A 21,849-nucleotide genomic window follows, 5' to 3' on the forward strand; every position below is an offset into this window, starting at 1 on the left:
CCTTTTAATCTAATGATGTTTTTATTTTTTTCAATTCCTGAGCAGTCGTAATGCCTTGTTTCACTAATTCCTGCATATGAAGTCCCAAATCAAGAAATCCCTTTTCCTCCTTAAGGTATTCTTTAATGACATAACTCTCAGCCTTTTGTACAACAAATCTTTTAACTTTATTATCCATCTCTACAATCTCATAAACTGCCATTCTGCCCAGATATCCAGTATTATTGCACATTGGGCATCCCCTTCCATGATGTAATCTTTCAGGTAGTTCTCCTTCCCACTCCACCAACTCCTCCTGTTCTGGAGTATACTCTTCTTTACAATATTTACAGATTTTTTTTACAAGTCTCTGTGCTACCACGCAGACAATTGAGGATGCAACCATATACGGTTCCACCCCCATATCGATTAACCGCATAAATGCTGATGCTGCATCATTTGTATGCATAGTTGCAATAACCAGATGACCGGTTATTGCTGCCCTTGCTCCGATCTCGGCAGTTTCCGCGTCACGGATTTCTCCTATCATTACAATATCCGGATCCTGTCTGAGAATAGAACGAAGCCCCGTAGCAAAAGTAAGCCCGCTTTTTGTATTTACCTGTACCTGATTAATATTTGGCAAAATCTTCTCTACAGGATCCTCTACTGTGATTACATTTATTGTGGATTTTGCCAACATTTTTAGCGCAGCATAAACTGTAGTTGTTTTTCCGCTTCCAGTAGGTCCCGTAATTAAGACAATTCCATTTGGGGCATTTAAACCTTTTTCAAATTTGGGTTGGTTCAGTCCCATATGCAGATCTTCTATACCCAGAATATCTTCGGGATTACTCGTTCCAAGAATACGAATAACAATCTTTTCTCCGAATATAGTAGGGAGAGTAGATATTCTCATATTCACCTTTTCTCCATCTAAAAGAACATTCATCCTTCCATCCTGAGGCAGACGTTTCTCTGCGATATCCAGCCCACCAAGGACCTTAAAGCGGCTTAACAGATGTCCAAATGCTGTTTTCGCAAATGACATAGTTTCTATTAGTTCGCCGTCAATTCGAAGTCTGACAGTTACATAATTTTCAATAGGCTCAATATGAATATCACTTGCCTTCCTCTGATAACCCTGTTCCAGAATTACCCCTACCGCTTTCACAATTGAATCATTTTGCAGATTATCATCATCAAATGTAAAAATCTCTTCCTCTACCTCTTCTCCTTTTCCAAATTCTTCCTCAATCTGTGCCATAATATTATTTACACTTTGTTGAATATAGTTTTGCCGGATTGCTTCTTCAATATCATTTTTAGTTGCCAGCAAAACTGAGACCTGCTTACCACAAAGTTGACTGAGTTTTTCAAATAGAACCTGTTTAAAAGGATTGTCTGTTGCAACATGTAGTAAGTATTCTGTTTCATGTACAGGTATAATTACATTTTTTTTTGCATCTTCTTCTGATATATATCGCAGGATTGCCGGAGATATTTTCTGTGCTGCAAGGTTAACCAGAGGCAAATTATACTTAACTCCCATAGCCCGGATATAATCAAACTCCGAAATAATACTTCTTTCTAATAGAATGGTACTCAAGGTTTTTTGGGGACTTGCTTTCTTTGCTTCTACTGCTTTTAATAATCCCTCTTCATTCAAAAGCCCCATTTTAACCAATATCATTTCCAAACTTTTGTTTTGTTCATTAACCATAAATTTGCCTCCTTTAATATAGACTAATATACCATTCAAAAATTTTATTTCCCCAGATAGAAGCAAATATAAGACCAAAAGATAGAAATGGGCCAAAAGGTATCTTCAATTTTCTTTTTTTCTTATGAATGATAATAACAATCCCATAGATTCCTGCTAAAATCACAGCTGCCAGCATTGCAACAATATTAGCTTTCCAGCCCAGCAGAAAACCTGAAACAGCCATCAGTTGAATATCTCCTCCTCCAAACCCTCCACATAATAAAGTTATGAGAATCATAGGCACACTGATTGCAAAAATACCAATAATCTTATCTAATATACTTTCTGTCCCATTCATTAAAACAGAAGCCACGCCAAGTCCAAATATAATAAATTCAAAACGATAAGGAATTTCCATTGTATCCCAGTCAATCATACAAACTATGAGTAAAACAGAAAAGAAAATACAGTATAAAACTGTATTCCAACTCTTTCCCCAAATATAAGCGGCAGTTCCCCATAGAATTCCATTTAAAAGTTCGATGACCGGATAACGAAGAGATATATGCTTTTTACAAAATCTGCATTTTCCTCCTAATATACAATAACTGATAACTGGAATCAGATCGAACCATCGCAAAGTTTTCTTACAATCCGTACACATGGACCTACCATGATTTCCATTAACAGAAATATTCCTGGGTATTCTGTAAATACATACGTTTAAGAAACTGCCAACTATAATCCCAGCAATAACTGCATATAAAATAATATAACTTAAATCAATCACTGTGCTTCCTCCTCAATAGGTGGCGGTGTCATACCATACATATTTACCTGTAAAGTCACTTCCCGCACAACCTCTCCCTGTGGTTGATATTCAACAGAAGGTATCTGAAGACAATACCGTTCTTTATTTTTTTCCCCCAGACCTTCCGGCGGTATATTATTAATAGCATTAATTACTTGTAAGCACTGGTCATCATTAACATCCAACCGAATTGATATTTGCGAAACCAAAAATAGATTCATTAATTCTCCTGACATATCTGTCTGCATTTCTGTATATTCTTTCATACTTTTAGGTTGCACAATACTTTGTTCATAAGTAACCGAATCCACACCTATATAAGGTGTAATATTAATTGCGTTCAGTTTTAATCCCAATCCGGTAACTATTTCTTCAATTTTTTCATTTGCTTTAAAACTCTTGTAATTTTGTTCAAAAGTCATTTTACTTTCTTTTTTTAATTTTTCATAATTTGACTCAATTGTAACATCTTCAATAACTCCACGAATCCCATCTTCCTGATCTTTTAATGTTGTCAGTTCTTCCTTGTTTACTTTGATTTTGTCATAGACTGATTGTACCCCTAAGGTAATGATCAAGACGCTGAACATAATTGTAAAAAGAAGCATAATAAGCTTTTTTTGACTTTCCGTGACAGAAAAATTCATTATTTAATCCCTCCTTATCTACTGTTCAGACTCTGATTGATTTGATGTTTCTGCTGCTTCAGGTTGGGACTCTTTTGTGGTAGCAGTTTCTACCTGCCAAAGTGTAATCTTTAGGTCAAAATTATATGTCATTTCACCAAAATTACCCTTTTGATAATCAAAACCTGTATATTCTACATCTGAAAACATTATTGTACCGTCTTTCTTTTTCATTTCACTTAAATGCTGAGCAAACAATTTTGGATTTTTTTCATCATATGTTGTACATTTTAAAGATAGTATATTTCCTGTATATCGATAACTATTAATTTCACTTTCGCTGCCAATTGTTGCAGCCATTTCTGTAGTAAAAAAATCAACCCACTTATTTGAGAAACGGGCACTGTTTTCTAACTGTTTTAAATATCGTGCAGATGCATTGTTGTAATCTTCAATCTTCTTTGCCTTCGCCTTAATTGCCAGTTTTTCATTATACAGCTTTAAATTATTCTCATCCTGTATATAATTTCTAGTACTAGCGATTTGCCGCTCAACCTGTAGGTTTTGATTCCATGCCATCGCATAAATTATCATAACGCCTCCCAACATCAATGCACATACAAGAAACACTGCATTACTTGAACGACGTGCTTTTAATTTTTCGGGATTATCACTTTCATGCAAGCTAATATAAAAATTAATATCCCTGTCTCTTCGATTTATTCTCATAATTTTAACTCCTTAACAGGCAGCCAATTGCCCCTGCGTACTTAGGATAATCTGTACTAGATATTCCCTTAACCGCTTTGGGAATGCTAATAAAAGTAGTTGGAAGATCCACCATTGCCTCTGTCAACTCACACATTTTAGCAAGCAAAGAAAATTCCCCGTACAGATATATATTTTCTACTGGCTGATCCGGTAAAACACTTTTTTGAAATGCAATAAACTGTTTAATCTCTTTGATATAAAGAATCATCATGTTTTTTTCAGCTTCAATTTCTGATTCATATTCAGTGTCTTCACCAAGATTTGTATTCAATCCTTCCAACATGATTGTCTTTGTAAAAATATCCCCATCAATGCCATTTGTCATTATCTTGATTTTTTCATAATATAGCCCTATCCATAATTTTACTTTACCCTGAATGCTAACACGTTTATATTCATTTGATTCAATCTCTGACTCTCCCTCAAAGTTTTCAATTGAATTAGCTTTCTTTTTATTTGTTTTTTTTATTTTCTTCGTTTTCATTGAGACCGTAATTTGTTCTTTTATAATACCTTTATCTTTTTTATCCAATTGTTTTATAATTGATTCGTTCAAAGTATCTATATTTTTTAGATTTAAATTGCTCTCTTCACAAAGGCCCATATAATCTCTTAAAAAAATTTTAGGGATAGCATATAATATACATCTCATATACTTCTTATGGTTTTTCTTAAAAACTTCTTTTACTATGTAGTCAATAATATGGTCTTCATCAGCAATTAATTCTCCCATTTCCCGTTGCATTATCTGTAATATAATTTCTCGCTTTTCAACAGGTACTTCTACTTCTTTTCTCTTTAACGCTGTACCATCTACAACAAAGCAAACCTGTTTTTCCTTAATAAGATTGTGATCCAACAATGCCCCCTTTAATTCCGAAGATAATCCTTTGGTATTTTTTATATATCCATTTCTAAGAGCTCCCCATGGAGTAGGTATGCTGAATGCATCTGATATTCTGACACCTTTTCCTGTCAGGAATCCGGATACAATATGAATGCTATTGCCTGTCATTTCAATTCCAATCATAAAATGCCTCCTTAATTATTTTGTGCCATTTCAGTAACCTGTGAAGCAAGAGAAAAGGATGGTAATATAACTGCAGCCACAACTACAAGCAGTAATAAACCTATTACCACTAAAATTATAGGTTCAATTAATGTAACCATTCTTGCAATAGCTTCTTCCGCCTCACTCATATAAAATTCAGATATATCCTGTAAAATTTGTTCTAAATTACCAGCTTCTTCACCTACATACATCAATGATGTAAACATTGGTTCAAATATATTTTCTTTATCCAGAGACGCGGAAAGCATTTTTCCGGATTCTACTGCCTTGATCACGGACTTAAACCGATCTTCATAATATCTGTTAGATAATATAGAAGACGCTATTTCCAGAGAATCCAACATAGATACACCACTTCCATAAAGTACCGCCATAGTGCTGCTAAAATTAGCAATTGCTACTTTTTCAGTGGCTACTTTAATAGCTGGTAATTGAGTTTTTATCTGGTCTATATAAAAAGCAAATTGATAATTTGTCATTAATATGGTAAACAATAACCAGATAGCCACAATTACTATTACAATATACAACCATTTTGAAATAAAAAAATTACTAATAGACACGACGATTTGTGTAACTGCAGGCAGTTCCATATCCAATTGAGTGAATACATCAAAAAATTTAGGAAGAATAAACGTAAACAAACCTACAACAATGCACACTAATAAAACCAGCAATATTTTAGGATATAATAAACCTGATTTAATTTTGTTTTTTAGCTTATGCTGTGATTCAAAATATACACCACATTTTTGAATAACAATATCAAGATTACCACTGGCTTCTCCTGCTTTTACCATATTAATTAACATAGGGGGAAATACATCCCCCTCTACTCTCATACATTCATTCAAAGACATACCCTTTTGAATATTCTGATAAATATTCTTATATATTCTGTACAACTGCCTTTGTCCCGTTTGCTTTGCCTGCACTTTCAATATATCAAATGCTTTAACCAAAGGAATACCAGCAGATAGCATGGATCCAAACTGCTTGCAAAATAAAGTTACTGTTTTCAGCGAAAGTTTTTTCGATTTAGTTTGTTTTTCCTGTTTGTCGAGTTGAATAATTTTAACCGGCTGTAATCCATTCTTTTCAATATTGTCGTAAACATCTGCATAATTCGTTGCTTCCACATATTTCTTTATAACTTTTCCTTCTACATCCCTAGCTGTATATCGAAATTTTGCCATAAACTATTTCCCCTTTCTTTCCGGATTTTTAAAAAAGATGTCTCCCTGAACCATCGCACCCTGAGTTATACGTACATCAGATGAATAAATATTTCCTAACACCAAAGCATCATTCTTAATTATTACCTTTCCTCTAGCTTCAATCTCACCAAATACTGTCCCTTCTACAATGATGGAATCACAATTCACCTTTCCCATTATTGCTGCACCCGAAAGACAAAGAACCTTTCCCTGAGCAATAACATCTTTCTTAACAACAGCCAAAGGGTTTAGTGTTACGTTATCTCCGCTAACTGAACCTGTAATTAGTCCATTAATAAATGTCTCTTTTTCCTGGCTTTTGTAAACATTGCTTTCATCTATGGCAGCTTCCTGACTAATGATTTCCATCTTGGGCTTTTTCCTGAACATATTTTTGATTTTCTGCAAGAGCCTGGCTAACAGACTTTGCCTCTTTTCTTCTGTCAACACTTTAACAGCATGAATGGAATGATCCGATTTTACTAACTCTGCAGCTATTTTTTTATTATCTGCATCATTTTTATTTTCTGGTATTTTATTAGCATTGGTTTTTTTCTTCTCAGGTAAAACTGAAGCAACGGGATCATCCTTCTTTTTTTGCATTCTATCCTGGATGCCTGGGATCATTGTTTCATCCTCTTGTTCTGTCAGTTTCAAACTATCTTTAGTCAACGCTCCATTCTCCTGTATTTCAGTCGAATCAGAACCTGTAACATGCATTAATGAATCAAGTATGTTTTCTATATTATCCTGTTTTTCGAGAGGTGCTTCATTTAATAGCATTCCTTTATTTTCTATTGGTACAACTGCTTCCTGATCTTTCACGTCTTTTAATTCAGTTTCTTTAACATATTCAAGATCATCTGTAGATTCCATAACCCTTGTCAATATATCCTTTTCATCTTTATCAGTATCCTTTTCTACATCATTTTCGGAATCATCTAATAATGAGTTTAAAATATTCTCTATATTATTTTCTACATTCCCTTTATCATTTTCTGCAAATTCTTTTTTCTCAGCTTCTATGATCCTTTTTCCAGCATAATCAAAACTCTTATTTTGCTCATTTTCCGTACCTTCTAAAATTGATACTTTATCTTCATCTGAGTTCTCTTGCTGATGTAATGGTTTCTTTATATTACATTCCTGATCCTGCTGCTCTGTTGAAGTGTCTCCTTTTTCCTTTCCTAAATCCAAGTCTTTCTCTTCTAAATTTTCTTCTGTTAAAATATCTTTCAAACTCTCATTGTCCGAATTTAAAAGCGATTTTAAACTGTCCTCTATCAGATCGTTATTCTTCATATCAGCAGATTTATTATCCTGTTTTTCGTCTACCATACCAATATTTTGATTCTTCATATCAGAGTCATCTTTGATAAGATTATCAAGATTAATTTCTATAGCTTGCTCATCATCTCCCCCGTACTCCTGGAAGATAACCTTTTCGTCAGACTTGTAATCCTCTTTCATCTCCCCTTTTCGGTTAGCCTCCATAGATTGTTCTTCTAATCCTGGTAATTTCTTAGCTGCTTTAACTGAAGATATAAATACCCTGTTATGATAGTCTTCTGTATCCAGCCCCTTATCTACCGTCTGGTCTTTATCGGCATTGTCTTGGTCTTTAGATAACAGATCACTTAATAAATCTGAAAGATTACTATCATGACTATCTCGTGTTTCTTCTTCATTTCTTTTTAATAAATTCTCTCCTTTATCAGGATTTGGTATATCTATACCATCACCTTCAATATCTTTTTCCTCCTCATATTCTACATTCATTCCAGGTATATATAAATCTGCACTTCCTTCCTGATTATCCTCGTTATGCAGATCCGCTTCTAATTTTCCTTCTGACAAAAGCTTACTTAATAAATCGCTCATATTCTTCGTATCATCATTGTCCTGATTCTGCAATTTTACGTTTTCTTCCTGATTAGAATTTTCTCTACTGGCTTCATCAGCTATTGAATAATTATTAGACTTATCAATTCCCTGGTGCGTAAATATTTTATTTTTTAGCTCTTCATCCTGCTCGTTTTCAATACGTTGTTCCTGTAATTGTTGCAATAAATCTTGATCCAGACTTTCTTTTAATAAACTAAGATCAACTTGAACTTCTTTTATGTCAACATCTTCAACCTCACTAGTTTTTTCCCCATCTGTACTTTGCATATCTCTGGACAGTTCTTCACCAAATAACTCTTTGACTGTATCCGTATCTGATTTCTTATCTATGTAATCTGTTACACTGTCCTTTTCTTGATTAGTTTCATCATCTGCTATATTCGGTGAAAAAACCTGACTTCTGTATTCATCCGGCAAGTCGTATTCTTTCATTCGGCTGAAATCCAAAGGACTTGCCCCCCCAGGTCCATCCTGTTCAACTATATTTTTTATAACAATTTCATCTTCCACTACTTTTTTGGGGATGTGCTCTGTTATTTTTTCTTCCAGTTCATTCATATCTTTTACATATATTTTGTCCGGCATTGAAGGATCTTTATCCGGATGTTCCAGGTAAAAAGCTTTTATTTCCGCTCTTAACTGTTCGATTTCCTGCGCTATATCCTGTTGTTCAATATCCAGCACTTCTTCCTGTTCCAATCCCTCTCTGGATTTAAAAACTTTTTTCGCAGAAGTAAATATTTTATTTTTATTCATTTTACTTTTCCCCATTCTTATTTATATTCCTTTCTTCTATTCTGTCCTCCTGCAGTCGCATATCTGAGGCCAATTGTTTTATTTGCTCATCCATAATATTAATTTGACGCTTCAAAGTATAATATTGTCCTGCTATATAAGTAACCTGAATAATTGCAAATATCATCAAAACAATTAATAAAATGATTCCAATTCCTATGAATCCTTTTTTTCTTTGCTTTTCTCTTTTAAAATTTCGTTTCTGTTTTTCTTCCAAATCACGCAGCCTGATAATCTTAGCCTCGATTTCATTCTGTTTTTGATCAGACATGGCTTGTCTCCTTTCCTGCATCTATTAACCATTATTAAAGCTTGCAGCAAACTTATTTCGTGTTTAATGCTTTCACCGAAACTACCGATGTGGCTGTTGCCACTTTTCCTACCCCCGTCAGCTTAATCATATAAACGCCTTTGGCAGCCCCCGCTACAATTCCTTTATCAATGATCTGCAGTTTCAGATTTAATCCTCTGTAATACTTACTGCCAAATGACAGTCCATAAACGGATTCTCCAATATAACTTCCATCTGATAGTTTTTTACTAACCAGATAGATCTTTTTATACCCTAAGTCTATTCCATTACCATAAAATTCTGCGCCTGACGTTAATTGTTCATTAGTCCCGGACCCTGGCAGGGCTACTGCATTTTTTGTTCCATTCATGTCATCAAAAATGAGCCTGTTATCATCCTTAGGATCAAGATATACTTCTGTTCCTTCTGTAAACCAACCTGCATTTGCGCCCGCAACAATTTTACCGGCAACCTTTGTTTCTCCTTCTGATAAGCGATAGAATACGCGCACATCCTCTCCATACATAACATAATTTGTAATATCATCCATAATTGTTGTAATTGCTTCTTCATTATTCCAAATCACAGTTTCTGTAAGATATATTTTACTTCCAGAGGATAAAATCAACGTAACTCCCAAGAAAAATATTGACATAATTGACATGGCAACAATAAATTCTACTATAGTAAAACCATGTTTTTGAATCATTCTACACTTTATATTCATCACCTTCTCCATTTAATACACATATCTCAGTTATCTCCAATTGTATAAATATATGCATTTCCACCTGAAACGGCAGCTTCTGTCTTTACAAGTTCTTCATATCTATAGAAAGCTTTATTACTAATAAGAATAACACTTGGTATGCTACCTCCATTTATTGATGCTACATCAATCATTCCAGTACCTAAAGCTGTATTATCAGCAAGTATTATATTTTCTCTATTTATATTATTCATATACATAACAACATTAAAAGCAGATGGACTTTTTGTAACAGATGTTGAATAATCCTTTTCCACTGTTTTACTAAATATTCTTTCCCACTCACTGGATACTACAGATGATTTACGAAACAGAATAGTAGCACTGGTAACACTTAAAGAAAAAAAGATTATTACTAATGTCAGAACTGCAAACGCACATAAAGTCTCAACTAAAATTGAACCTTTTTTATTAAGTATTAGCTTTTGTATTTTTCTGTACATAATAGGCCTCCATCCATAATTATGTTGTATATATCTTTCCAATATATTTATTCAACTTCCATTTCATATTTACATAATCTTGAGGTGTATCAATAGCTGAACCATCAGGATTTTTATTCTTATCTGCAGAACAGTAATAGTCCGCTATAATGCGGTATTCCATATTTTTAATCATAATACGGTATTCCACTTTTAACCGATCGCCAATTTTTATGTATTTTTTTGGTTCATCCGGAAGCAGCTGCCCTGGCCCCTGCGGCTCATATATAACAGACATTTCCACATAAATTTTTCCAAGTTCATTTTGAATAAATGTATTATCCAGATATCGATCATTACCGCTCATATCCTTTCCCAAATTAAATTGAAAATTATACTCTTTTGCATAATTTGATAATTTACCAGTAACGTCTGTTCTAATCATATTTTGTATAGTCTGAGCAACCTGTTGATTTAATTTTCCATCTTCTATAGTCTTAGTTGCATCATCAACTAAGGCTGTTGCATATAAATATAGCTGATCCTGTTTTTGACGAACATAAGTACTCTGATATCTGTAACTGGCAACCAAAAGAATACTTCCTGCAAATGCCATTAACAACAGCATTAATGCCAGCGCCATTGGGATGGTAAATCCTTTCTTGTTTAGCATGTTCCTCCTACCTTCCATTTTTTAATTCACAGCAGTATTGTTTTTTCCTGCTGTATCATCCTCTCCAAAAGATCCTGCTTGTAATTTCTTGCAACAGGTAATTTCTCACCGGTGATCATATAAAGTTCTCCTTTGTCTACGCAATCAACATAATTCAAATTAACAATATAACCTCTGTGAATTCTTACAAAATTATTTTTTTTTATATTTTGTTCCACATTTTTTAAGCTTTCGTAAAAAGAGAATTCTTGTTTATCCTGACAATAAATCTGTGTTACCCGATGTTCTACTTTTAAATAAACAATTCGGTTTAAACTAATCCTATTTACTTTTCCATTTTGAGTAAAACAAAGTAAATTACTTTTCTTTTCAATAATACGGCTAAAACATTTCATGATTATTTCTTCAAACTTTTCATGTGTTACAACCTTTTCTACAAAGTAGTAAAAGGGATTCACTTGAAAAGAATCCAGGATATTTTCTATTTCTGCCCCTAAAAAAATAATTTCAGCCTCACAATCATTTTTACGAAAGGTCCGGGCTATATTAATCCCTCTAATATATCGGTATTCCCACCCTATAAAAATCAAATCAAGTGTTTTTGCCCTATCCTCTTCACAAAAAAGTGCTTCTTTGCCACTTTCATAAACAGCAATATCAACACTATACCCATGCACACCAGCATAATAACTAATCAAATATTTATATGATTCCATCAGACATTCATTTTCATTGCACATTAAAATATTGATATTTTTGTCGCACAACTCTTGTAACTCATTTTCTTTATCTTTCATAGCCTCATTTCTTCCCGATTTCATTAAGATATTATTTTAACAAATAATAGTACTTTTATTGCTCTATATGTACTGAATAGAAAATTTATCGACATATTTTTATAATTTACAACAAAAATAGTCTATCAGAACCTCCTCAACTCTGTTTTAACACATAAAAACTGCTTTTTAATACAATTCCATGCATTGATTTTATAAATATGGTATTTTTGTATTATCAATTTTAAAGTTCTGTTTTCATTCCAAGCGATCATAATTCATGATTCAATTGCATAGCGAATTTAAAATACAGGAAAAAATTTAAATTGTATATACTGTTTCTCTAATAATTTAATTTGTCGATTATAATATAAAAAACACAAAGGAGTACAAAGTTCATGAATCTAGAAAACCTCAAAGAAGAATCAAAAGAAGACAAAAGTATGCAAGTAAAAGATTATAATTTATCTCAAAAAAAAACTGACCAGTCAAATTCCGAAACAAAAACAGTTGAAAATACACAGGAAAGCTCAGAAAAATCGGAAAAAGATCTTCTTACTTCAAATGACAAACTTCCGGTTGAACCCACTTCCCCCACGAAACCCGAAGCATCACAGAATAATATTAATAATAATGAATCCATCAAAGAAAAATCACCGGACTCAGAATCCAGGAAACCTTTTACTGCAGGCCAGGACATTACATCCAGACCGCCTAAATATGATCCTGAAAGAATGAATAACCATATACAGAATTTAATTAAAGAAAAAAAGGCTCATTTAAAAAAGATTGCTAATTTAGAAGACCAGGTGAATCAGTTAAGAAAAGATTTATCAGCAAATAATACACGTGTTCCGAAGACTGAAAAAATGATTGATATTTTTTCTACTGCTCAGGAAAATGCAGAAAAATATTTTGATAATATTAAGAATCTTGCAGATGCAGAAATGGCAAAAGCGAAAAAAACTGCAGAAGAAACTATAACAAACGCTAACCAAAAAGCTCAGAAGGTTTTAGCTTTAGCTGAAAAGAAAGCTCTTTACATACAGGAAAAAGCCTCTGAACAAGCACTGGAACTACAGAAGAAAAATGGAATTATGATGCAGGAGACAGAGCGTTATAAATCCTCTATTGAAGCTCAGTTAAACGAAGCAAAAGCTAAAATAGAGACTTCCGAAAATCAGGCAAATGAAAAAGCAGAGCGGATTATAATTAAAGCAAAAGAAGATGCAGCAAATATATTAACTGAAGCAAACATGAAGCTGGAACTGGCTAATAAAAAGCATGATCAGATTATCGGCCGTGCCGAAGATCAGGTTGAACATATTGTAAGCTGTGCTCGTACTGAGTATGAGGGTCTCCGTTCATTGATTGATAAAAGTTCACTTCAATATATTGAATTGTGTAAAGATTTGTCTGATTTTGACTATCTGTACAGTTTTACTGAAACTATAAATTCACAGCCTGATGAAGATGATTCAGAATCTGACAGCGGAGAGACAAAAGAGAATTAATTTTTTATCCTGTAATGAGAATGGCTTGCCGCAAAGTGGGACGTGCAGATGGCGGGAAATAGATAGTTCCAAAGAAGGCAGGGTGTGACCAATGCTGTTCACACCCTGCCTTCAACTTTATCCCCCAGAAAAATGATGATGGAATCAGATTAGAACCGGGTATAATCCAATCATGCTGTATGCTGTCTTTTTACTAATTATTTATGCAAAATCTGGGTTTTTCTTCTTTTTTATTAATCTGTACAAATGTCTATAACATTGTATAACTTCCCGTTTTTCTTTTCCGGAGACTAGCGTTTTTCCATACGTGCTTCGGTCAAATATCTGTCCGATTACAGTGCAGTCATATCCATATCCACGTTGAACACTCTGGATTAAATCGTTACTTCCCAGTATTGTTTTTTTCTTCATTTTCTTTAAAATAATCTTCCATAATCTATGATATACCATTTTTACAGACTGCTCATTTGTACAAAATAATATATGGAACCGAAACCATAATTCACTCCCTAATGTCCGGATAATCATAAGAAGGCTGAGACCTATTGACACAAAAGCTATGATAACCAGTATATTTTGAAAGGTAATGTTTTCCCACCATTTTGATACTGTATCTGCCGGTTTATCTTCATATTCCTGGCTTAAGGATACTGTGGGTTCAAAAACCATCCAGCCCAGACCTTTAATAAATATTTCCACAAACGCATGGGAGTTTTTTGTCCTGACAACATATGCACCTTTTTTCTCATCATATTCACTGACCTTAAAACCTTCCATGTACCTGACATTCAAGCCAAGTGTCTGAGCCATTAACGCCATGGACGTTGCATATTGGGTACAGGCTCCACGTTTACTGTTCTCCATGAAATACTCTGGTCCGTAATCCGGCGGTACATAGGCAGCATCATAGATATAATCTCCTTCATGAAAATATTTTTCCAGGGCTTTTGCTTTATCATAATCGGTTTTGGCGGTTGATGTAATTTCCAATGCCTTTTCTTTTAAATAATCCGGATAATAGTCAAACTGTCTTTTGATATGATCTGAATAGGCAAAAGAAAATGCTTCATAATAGTCCACATATTCATCATCAAATACTTTTATTAATCTGTTATATGCATCCTCATTCAGTTCAGATAGAAAATTTAATATTTTTTCCGGATCTGTCAGTTCGTTCTTCATATATTTCACTGTGTAAGGGTATGATGTACTTCCATTGACTGCCATCATTTTGTTCGCATCCCATAACACCGGCTGCTGTAATTCCATCTCCAATTTACCCGCATAAGAATACGGCGGGTGAGGCAGCATGGTAAAGTTCATCAGTGGCTCCAGGTAAACCGTTTTTTCAACAGAGTTTATTGCTTTAGAAAGTTCCGGCTGCACACCTGGGAAACTTTGCTTCAGCTCCTTTTTATTTAATAAAATTTCATCTATTTTAGCATACAATTCTTCCATATTAAAAGGATTCTGCTGAATATCAAGCCCCTCAAAACTATCGCTTTCTTTCATTTCCCAGCTATGGTTGTCCCAGTTATAAAAAGTATAAAACTGGCGTTCCAGGTAAAGCGGTTCATCCGCATATACATATAGTAAAATCTGATCATCTAAATCCTCATTTCCACTGCTGTTCCCTGACTGTTTATTCAGGTGTCCCAGATTTGCATTTGAATTTACATCCATCTGAAACATAACCAGGTTTCTGAATTCTTCTCCAAAGGGCGACAGATTTCCTTTTGGCATCAAAGAAGCCGGAAGAATAAGTATGCCAAGCAGTAAAAAAGCATACCATTTATACTCTTTCGTGATTATATATGTATAATTGCTCTCTTCCCGCATCTGGCGGCAATGCAGGATTGTCATAAAGTACATGAAGCATAGAGTTATGATATATACACTGGAAAATATTCTGCCTGTTTTAAGAAAAAGCAACATAGGCATAATTACAATCAAAAAATTAAGCAGACTATTTTGTATCACATTGGAACAGTAATAAACCAGCGATCCGATCACAAAACATATAAATACCATGATTCCGGCCTGCAGAAAAATATTCGTCGTATAAACGCCGCCAAAAATAATGTCTTTGAATTCATTGACCGTTTTACCTGCTGCCATACAGCACACCCATACGATGATAAACACGGAAGCTAATCCCAGACAATAGTATAGCGTTCCTCTTCTGGTATTATCTTCTTCAATAATGTAAAAGAAACAAAATAGCACTGCCTGAAATATTAAAACAGCTATACTCCAAACAAGGATATTCTGTATATATAAAGTCAATATAATTCCGCAGACAAAGGTAGCATATACCAGGGGTACCCCGTTCCTCTTCATTGTGTTCAGCATAAATGTTCCCTTTCTTTTATCATCAGGTAATTCTTTGTAATTGAAATTCTTCGGTAATCAGAAACATATCCGGTACAGTAAAAAGATTTTCTCCGCCAATTACCGTTATCACCTGATCTCCCAGACCTTTTATCCGGGATTTCAGCTTTTCATTCATGCCCGCCGTAAAGATTATACATCCATCCCTGTTATCCGGAATCCTAACATATAGATCTATACTATGATGGCTGTTATGCTCAAATTGAAATCTGGACATCTTCCATTGCAAAGACCCCAGATCTTCCATTGTATTTAATGAAAGCTGCTGTATTTCTCCATCCAGCCAGCACTGCAATTCACAGCCTGATCCATTTTCTATAAATTCCTTTATCATTCCCAGCATCCCTTCAAGAACCCGCTGTTCCTTATAAATGATCTGGCTTCTCTGAATCTCCGGCCAGGCATCCGCATCCACATAAGCATCCAGTATAAAAACCGGAGGTGCGTACATGGCATAGTCATCCAGGCGCAGCATATAATTCCCTCTGCGTTCAGATAATTTCCAATTAATCCTTTTGATCGGATCTCCAGGCTGATATTCACGGTATTCATATCCAGGCATGGAGGATCTCTGATCTATAGTTTCTCTGGTTACTTTTTCATCCTTAGAATCATCTGTAGTCCTGAAGCAATTCCATATGTTTTCATCTTCAATCAATACGTCGGGAATATCCGGTACAATCTTGATTGTTTTTTTTACCTTCTCATCATCCGCTACTATTTCCTGAAAGCTGATAAATCCGAATAAATCTGTAATTGTTACATATGCTGCTTTCAGGCAACATTCTCCCCACATAACCGCCTGATATTCCTTATCGTATGACAGGCTTTGTCTGCCGCCTATGGATAAATGATACCGGTCTTTTCCTACATATTGGATATGTTTTTCTCCGGTTAAAATAACTTCCAGCCCAAGAACCGGTGGCAGACTGTGATTCGTTACGGTTACCGATACCTTCCCTTTCTCGCCTTTCAAAAGAATAGTTTTATGAATGTCAATGGAAACTTCAAGCTTCCTTACTACTACAAAAGCACCGAAAATAGACAAGATTGGTGCCGCCAGATACATTCCTAAGAATACCAATGCAAAATCCATATTTATAAACAAGCCTATTAAGATAATTCCAAGACCGGTAAGTACGTATTCTTTTAATTTATATATTTTAATTTTTCTCATAATCTTTACTTTTCTACGATGTCACTGAAATATTTTCCAGTAAATAGTTAATAAACGATCTGGAATCTTTAAATTTTACCTTACCTTTTCTGGAAAGGATAATACGATGAGCCAGGATATCTACGGCAATTGCTCTTACATCGTTAGGTGTTGCATAATCACGGTCATCCATATAAGCCAGACCTTTTGCTGCTTTAAAGAGACTGATACTCCCTCTGGGGCTGACAGCCAGGGAAACATTCTCATTAGACCTGGTTGCCTGAACCAGATCCAGAATATATTTTTTAACCTCGTCCTGGACCCGAACCTGTTCAACCTCCTTTTGTATGCTTGTTACGTCTTCAATGTTCCATACCGGATTCAATGGCGATTTTAAGCTTCTTGCACTGTTTTTATTTAGAATTTCCATTTCACTTGCATGATTCGGATAACCAATGGATAATCTCATGAAAAAACGGTCCATCTGAGCTTCCGGCAAATGATAGGTACCAAAGTTTTCAACGGGGTTTTGAGTCGCAAATGTAATAAACGGTTCCGGAAGCGGATATGTTTTTCCATCCACACTGATCTGATTTTCCTCCATAACCTCCAACAATCCTGATTGTACTTTTGGCGAAGCCCGGTTGATCTCATCCGCCAGAAGGAAATTACAATTGACCACACCATCCCGATACACCATCTTCTTTGTCTCTGGATCAATCATAGTATAGCCGATAATGTCTGAAGGCATTATATCAGGGGTCAGCTGCAATCGGTGGAATACACCGGATACAGACTGTGACAAAGCCAGTATTAATTGAGTTTTACCGGTACCTGGCACATCTTCTATTAAAACATGTCCATTGCATAACATAGCGAGAACTACTTTTATGACAGGCAGTTTTTTTCCTACGATTACTTGCTCAATATTACCGACTAATTGTAGAATTTTTTGATTCATTGGTTTTCCTCTTTTCAAAAATATATAATATATTCAAACTTATTTAATAAATATAATATTTGTCTAAACATATTTGATCTTATTTATCGTATATTTCAAGAAACAAAATTAATATTTTTTTTATTAATCCCAAAAAGAGATACTGCAAAATCATTTAAAAATTTTTGCAATATCCCAACCTTTTAAAATTTACTTCAAATCATTTTGCCTAAATAATTTATCTATTCGCATTCCATAATTCATAATATCTTCCATGATTTTTAATCAGTTGATTATGTACTCCAGATTCTATAATTTTCCCCTGATCCATCACATATATCTTATTGCATTTTTCGATTGTTGTAAGCCTATGTGAAATTATGATGCATGTCATTGATTTAAAATTATATATAGACTGTTGTACCAGTCGTTCTGTAATTCTATCCAAATTACATGTTGCTTCATCCAGAACTAAAACTTCAGGTTTTCTAAGTAAGGCTCGGGCTATTGCTAATCGTTGTCTTTGTCCTGATGAAAAATTACTACCGTTTTCATCCATTAAGGTATCATATTTTAAAGGCAAATTATCAATAAAATCTTCTAACCTACAAATTTTACATATATTATCCCACTCTGCCTCTGTCACATTGCCTTCAGATGGTAAAAGATTATTTCTAATAGAATCTGCAAAAAAAAATGTGTTTTGCGATATATATGATATTTTTTTTCGTATACTCAATGTTGAAATTTTTGACAAATCCTCGCCATCTATTGTTATTAAACCAGATTCTAAGTAATGAAATTTCATAAGCAATTTAATCAAAGTCGATTTTCCTGATCCACTTTCACCCACCAAGGCTACTTTTTCTCCAGTTTTTATATCTAAACTAATACTATTCAATATAAGGTTGTTAGTTCTGTAACCAAAAGATACTTCTTCTAATTTGATTATCGTATCAATTTTATCCTTTTGTATACCCTTTGTCAGATTTTCCTTTTCTAACATAAGGATATCGCCTAACCGTTCTGCTGCTACAACTGCTGATTGAAGGCCTGACTGCAAATTTAATAGATTTTGCACAGGAGATAAGAAATAATTCATAAGCACACTATACGTTAATAAATCACCTAAAAATAACTTTCCCATTTTTACTTCTTGTATTCCTGCCCATAATATAATAATTATGCCAACTGAAGAAATAAATCCTGATAATGCTTCTTGATATGTATATAAATATCCACCATTTAGAATACTTTGAAACATTCTTTTTAACAATTTATTTGATTTATTTGAAATCTTCTCTTCCATTTGACATGATTTGATAGTCTCAATACCCTCTAGGATTTCTTTAAAGTAAGATATCGTACTGCTATTTTTCTGCATAATATCTCTATTTACATCTTTAATTTTTCCTTTAAATGCTAATAAAACCACTCCATAAACTGCGAGCATCAACCATGTTATTAATAAGAGTTTAGAAGATATACTGTATAGTACAACTGTTCCTCCAACTAACATCATCACATCGAGCATTATTGTTATTGTCATTTCTGATAATGCTCTACGAATATTAGTTGTATCATTGACTCGGGATAGGATTTCCCCCTTCTTTCTGGTTTCAAAAAAATTTAACGGCAGATATAATGTATGCTCATAGTATTTGTTCATCAAGCTATAATCTATCTTATTTGAAAACTTTACTAATAACTTCCCTCTCATAATTTGAACTAGAAATCCTATAATATATAATCCAATTATTGCCAACATGATAGTCTCAATTTGAAATGTTAATGAGAAAGATTTATACTCTAATTTGATTAACCCCTCATAAGGTGATGTCACATATCGAACAATTACAGAAAAGATAAAAGTACCAACAATACCAATAAATGAGATCAGCAATGATTCTAAAAATAGTTTTAATAATACACCTTTTTTTTCAAATATAATTTTCAAAACTATTTGCAACATATAATTTTTTTCATTATTTTTTTCAAAATCTGAAGATGGAAAAAAATTAATAACATTACCAGACCAGCGTTCACAAAACTTTTTAATTGAATAAAAATTTTTTCCTTCTCCGGGATCAAATATTGTTATTTTATTATCGTAAATTTTATTTACAACAACAAAATGTTGTAAACCATTATCCATTACCATATGTGCAATAAATGGTGTATGAATATTACCAGTTTCTATTTCTTCTTTTAGTTCATTAAAGTTTCCTTTTAATGCTTCTGCATCTATCTTTATCTTATTAGCGCCAGATATAATATCCGTTATAGAAGTTCCACGATTGTCAGTCATGGTAAGTTGTCTAAATCTTAGTAAAGGCGCCTTCCATCCGTAACAGGCACTTATCATAGCTAAACACGCAGCGCCGCAATCTTTTTCATCATGTTGCTTAATTAATTTTGTTTTCATTCTTTTCCTTATTTTAAGTCCCTCAATTAATAATAGTTGTTATAACTGTGTGTAACTATTTTTATTTTAATATATTTACTAAACTTATAAATTTCTTACTATAGACCAGTAAGCCTGCTTATAAACAAAGCAGACTTACTAAAAATTCACTATCAATGAACCATATTTGAATTATTATTATTTGCTCTTTAATTAATTACTATACCAACTGCGCTATGTGTTGGAAATTTCTTATAATGAGTGAAAAGTGCATTACTATCATACAATACCATTCCCCACTTATGGCCACTTCCAAAACATTGATAAACTACTGTGCCACCTTGCACTAAATCTTTTTCTTCTTTTGTCAGTTTTCTCATTTCTTATACCTCCATTCATTATATTTTTAAACACACTTTACTTTTTTACCATAAAAACTTGTAAATTGTATTTGAAAATATTATAACATTGAAAATATAATATTTATCATATTTGTATTAAAAGGTGTAATTAATGTCATGAAATACTCAAATCCTAATTCAAATTCAATATAAAATGATTAATAGACTATTTTTCAACATAAACCGCTTTGGGTGAAATCCTGAAAGTAACTAACACGCATTAATTCATATTTCAATAAAAAGGTATTAATGAATGAATTTATAATGTAGCATAAAAAGAGAGGCTACAAAATAACCCATTAGTGTTATTTTACAGCCTCCTCCTCCTATCAAATCCCCTATATCAAAACCCGCTCCTCCATCGCCAGCATCGCCGCCTGCTTCGCATGTATATAAGTGGTATCAAACACGGGAATCTCCGTGTCTTCCTGGTTTACCAACAACCCGATCTCCGTACATCCAAGAATAATGCCCTGGGCACCTTTTTTCATCAGTCCGTCAATAATTCTCAAAAATTCATTTTTGGACTTCTCCGAAATAATGCCCTGGCATAACTCCTGGTAAATTACGGAATTAACTATTTCCATATCCTGTTTATCGGGAACGATTACATCTACCTGCTTTGATTTCAGATTCTCTTTGTAAAAGTCCTGCTGCATGGTATACTTTGTTCCCAATAGTCCTACCTTGTCAATTCCCTGCCTTCTCAATTCCACCCCGGCAGCTTTTGCAATGTGAAGAATCGGTATTTCAATTTCCTTCTCTATCTGGGGTACCACTTTATGCATTGTATTCGTACAGATAATAATAAAATCAGCACCTGCTTTTTCAAGGTTTTTTGCTGCTTCTGCCAGGATATTACCGCTTTTTTCCCATTCTCCGTTAGCCTGGCATTCTTCAATTTCCTGAAAATCAACACTGTATAATAAACATTTGGCAGAATGAAGACCTCCCAATTTATCTTTCACCACTCTATTTAGGATCTGATAATAAGTAACCGTGCTCTCCCAACTCATGCCTCCAATTAAACCAATTGTTTTCATTATTAAAATTCCTCCTATTAATCAGGCTTTTTGCAGCCCTTTTCCTGTTCTCTTTATTGATGAACTGTAAATAAAGAAAACATCTCCATTTCTTTTTGCAAATACGATATTACATCAAATTTACAATAAAAAGTATAACTTTTTATGAAACCTGTGTCAATGCACACCAGGATAAATAATTGTAATT

General features: G+C 33.9%; 19 protein-coding genes. 1 reads left to right on the forward strand and 18 read right to left on the reverse strand.

Annotated features, from left to right (window positions below; translation table 11 throughout):
- Nucleotides 1-4: 4 nt before the first annotated feature.
- From QR40_RS14245 to QR40_RS14300, 12 genes are read right to left on the reverse strand one after another with little or no spacing between them, the layout of a single operon-like run.
- Entirely contained in the window at nt 5-1,702 is a 1,698-nt protein-coding gene (locus QR40_RS14245; protein ID WP_044295638.1) for a GspE/PulE family protein, read from the reverse strand.
- A gap of 13 nt (nt 1,703-1,715) precedes the next feature.
- Nucleotides 1,716-2,474 carry a prepilin peptidase gene (locus QR40_RS32605; RefSeq protein ID WP_052430859.1) on the reverse strand — a complete coding sequence of 253 codons (759 nt, stop codon included), beginning with the start codon at nt 2,472-2,474 and terminating at the stop codon, nt 1,716-1,718.
- Nucleotides 2,471-3,142, reverse strand: coding sequence for a hypothetical protein (locus QR40_RS14255; protein WP_044295639.1), 672 nt, complete (start codon nt 3,140-3,142; stop codon nt 2,471-2,473). The genes QR40_RS32605 and QR40_RS14255 overlap by 4 nt, the downstream gene beginning before the upstream one ends.
- Nucleotides 3,143-3,160: 18 nt before the next feature.
- Nucleotides 3,161-3,850 (reverse strand): hypothetical protein, encoded by a 690-nt coding sequence (locus QR40_RS14260; RefSeq protein WP_044295640.1) that lies wholly within the window; start codon nt 3,848-3,850, stop codon nt 3,161-3,163.
- A 4-nt stretch (nt 3,851-3,854) separates the two neighbouring features.
- The gene (locus QR40_RS14265) at nt 3,855-4,922 is read right to left on the reverse strand and encodes a type IV pilus biogenesis protein PilM (protein ID WP_044295641.1); all 1,068 of its coding nucleotides are present in this window, start codon (nt 4,920-4,922) and stop codon (nt 3,855-3,857) included.
- 11 nt (nt 4,923-4,933) lie between these two features.
- The gene (locus tag QR40_RS14270; RefSeq protein ID WP_044295642.1) at nt 4,934-6,160 is read right to left on the reverse strand and encodes a type II secretion system F family protein; all 1,227 of its coding nucleotides are present in this window, start codon (nt 6,158-6,160) and stop codon (nt 4,934-4,936) included.
- A gap of 3 nt (nt 6,161-6,163) precedes the next feature.
- Nucleotides 6,164-8,857, reverse strand: a complete 2,694-nt coding sequence (locus tag QR40_RS14275) for a polymer-forming cytoskeletal protein (protein ID WP_044295644.1) — start codon at nt 8,855-8,857, stop codon at nt 6,164-6,166.
- Nucleotides 8,844-9,152, reverse strand: coding sequence for a hypothetical protein (locus QR40_RS14280; protein ID WP_044295645.1), 309 nt, complete (start codon nt 9,150-9,152; stop codon nt 8,844-8,846). The genes QR40_RS14275 and QR40_RS14280 overlap by 14 nt, the downstream gene beginning before the upstream one ends.
- Before the next feature lie 52 nt (nt 9,153-9,204).
- On the reverse strand, nt 9,205-9,882 hold the full coding sequence (locus tag QR40_RS14285) for a PilW family protein (RefSeq protein ID WP_160295818.1): 678 nt from the start codon (nt 9,880-9,882) through the stop codon (nt 9,205-9,207).
- Nucleotides 9,883-9,926: 44 nt separating this feature from the next.
- The gene (locus QR40_RS14290) at nt 9,927-10,385 is read right to left on the reverse strand and encodes a hypothetical protein (protein ID WP_044295648.1); all 459 of its coding nucleotides are present in this window, start codon (nt 10,383-10,385) and stop codon (nt 9,927-9,929) included.
- Between the two features lie 19 nt (nt 10,386-10,404).
- Nucleotides 10,405-11,037: a hypothetical protein gene (locus tag QR40_RS14295; protein ID WP_044295650.1), complete on the reverse strand. Its 633-nt coding sequence runs from the start codon at nt 11,035-11,037 to the stop codon at nt 10,405-10,407.
- Nucleotides 11,038-11,063: 26 nt separating this feature from the next.
- Nucleotides 11,064-11,834 (reverse strand): LytR/AlgR family response regulator transcription factor, encoded by a 771-nt coding sequence (locus QR40_RS14300; RefSeq protein WP_044295651.1) that lies wholly within the window; start codon nt 11,832-11,834, stop codon nt 11,064-11,066.
- 377 nt (nt 11,835-12,211) lie between these two features.
- Between QR40_RS14300 and QR40_RS14305 the strand changes: the two genes are divergently transcribed.
- Entirely contained in the window at nt 12,212-13,327 is a 1,116-nt protein-coding gene (locus QR40_RS14305; RefSeq protein WP_044295652.1) for a flotillin family protein, read from the forward strand.
- A gap of 201 nt (nt 13,328-13,528) precedes the next feature.
- On the opposite strand, the gene QR40_RS14310 is transcribed toward QR40_RS14305, so the two are convergent.
- From QR40_RS14310 to QR40_RS14330, 6 genes are all read right to left on the reverse strand, one after another.
- Nucleotides 13,529-15,667 carry a transglutaminase-like domain-containing protein gene (locus QR40_RS14310; RefSeq protein WP_160295819.1) on the reverse strand — a complete coding sequence of 713 codons (2,139 nt, stop codon included), beginning with the start codon at nt 15,665-15,667 and terminating at the stop codon, nt 13,529-13,531.
- 34 nt (nt 15,668-15,701) lie between these two features.
- A complete protein-coding gene (locus QR40_RS14315; protein WP_044295657.1) occupies nt 15,702-16,895 on the reverse strand; it encodes a DUF58 domain-containing protein in 1,194 nt (397 codons plus the stop codon).
- 13 nt (nt 16,896-16,908) lie between these two features.
- The gene (locus QR40_RS14320; RefSeq protein ID WP_044295659.1) at nt 16,909-17,835 is read right to left on the reverse strand and encodes an AAA family ATPase; all 927 of its coding nucleotides are present in this window, start codon (nt 17,833-17,835) and stop codon (nt 16,909-16,911) included.
- A 217-nt stretch (nt 17,836-18,052) separates the two neighbouring features.
- Entirely contained in the window at nt 18,053-20,239 is a 2,187-nt protein-coding gene (locus QR40_RS14325; RefSeq protein WP_044295661.1) for a peptidase domain-containing ABC transporter, read from the reverse strand.
- 188 nt (nt 20,240-20,427) lie between these two features.
- On the reverse strand, nt 20,428-20,598 hold the full coding sequence (locus QR40_RS31805) for a hypothetical protein (RefSeq protein WP_160295820.1): 171 nt from the start codon (nt 20,596-20,598) through the stop codon (nt 20,428-20,430).
- 359 nt (nt 20,599-20,957) lie between these two features.
- Nucleotides 20,958-21,662 carry an aspartate/glutamate racemase family protein gene (locus QR40_RS14330; RefSeq protein WP_044295663.1) on the reverse strand — a complete coding sequence of 235 codons (705 nt, stop codon included), beginning with the start codon at nt 21,660-21,662 and terminating at the stop codon, nt 20,958-20,960.
- Between the last annotated feature and the right edge of the window lie 187 nt (nt 21,663-21,849).

Origin of the sequence: Robinsoniella peoriensis, from assembly GCF_000797495.1 — a bacterium.
In the GTDB taxonomy this organism is placed as follows: domain Bacteria; phylum Bacillota; class Clostridia; order Lachnospirales; family Lachnospiraceae; genus Robinsoniella; species Robinsoniella peoriensis.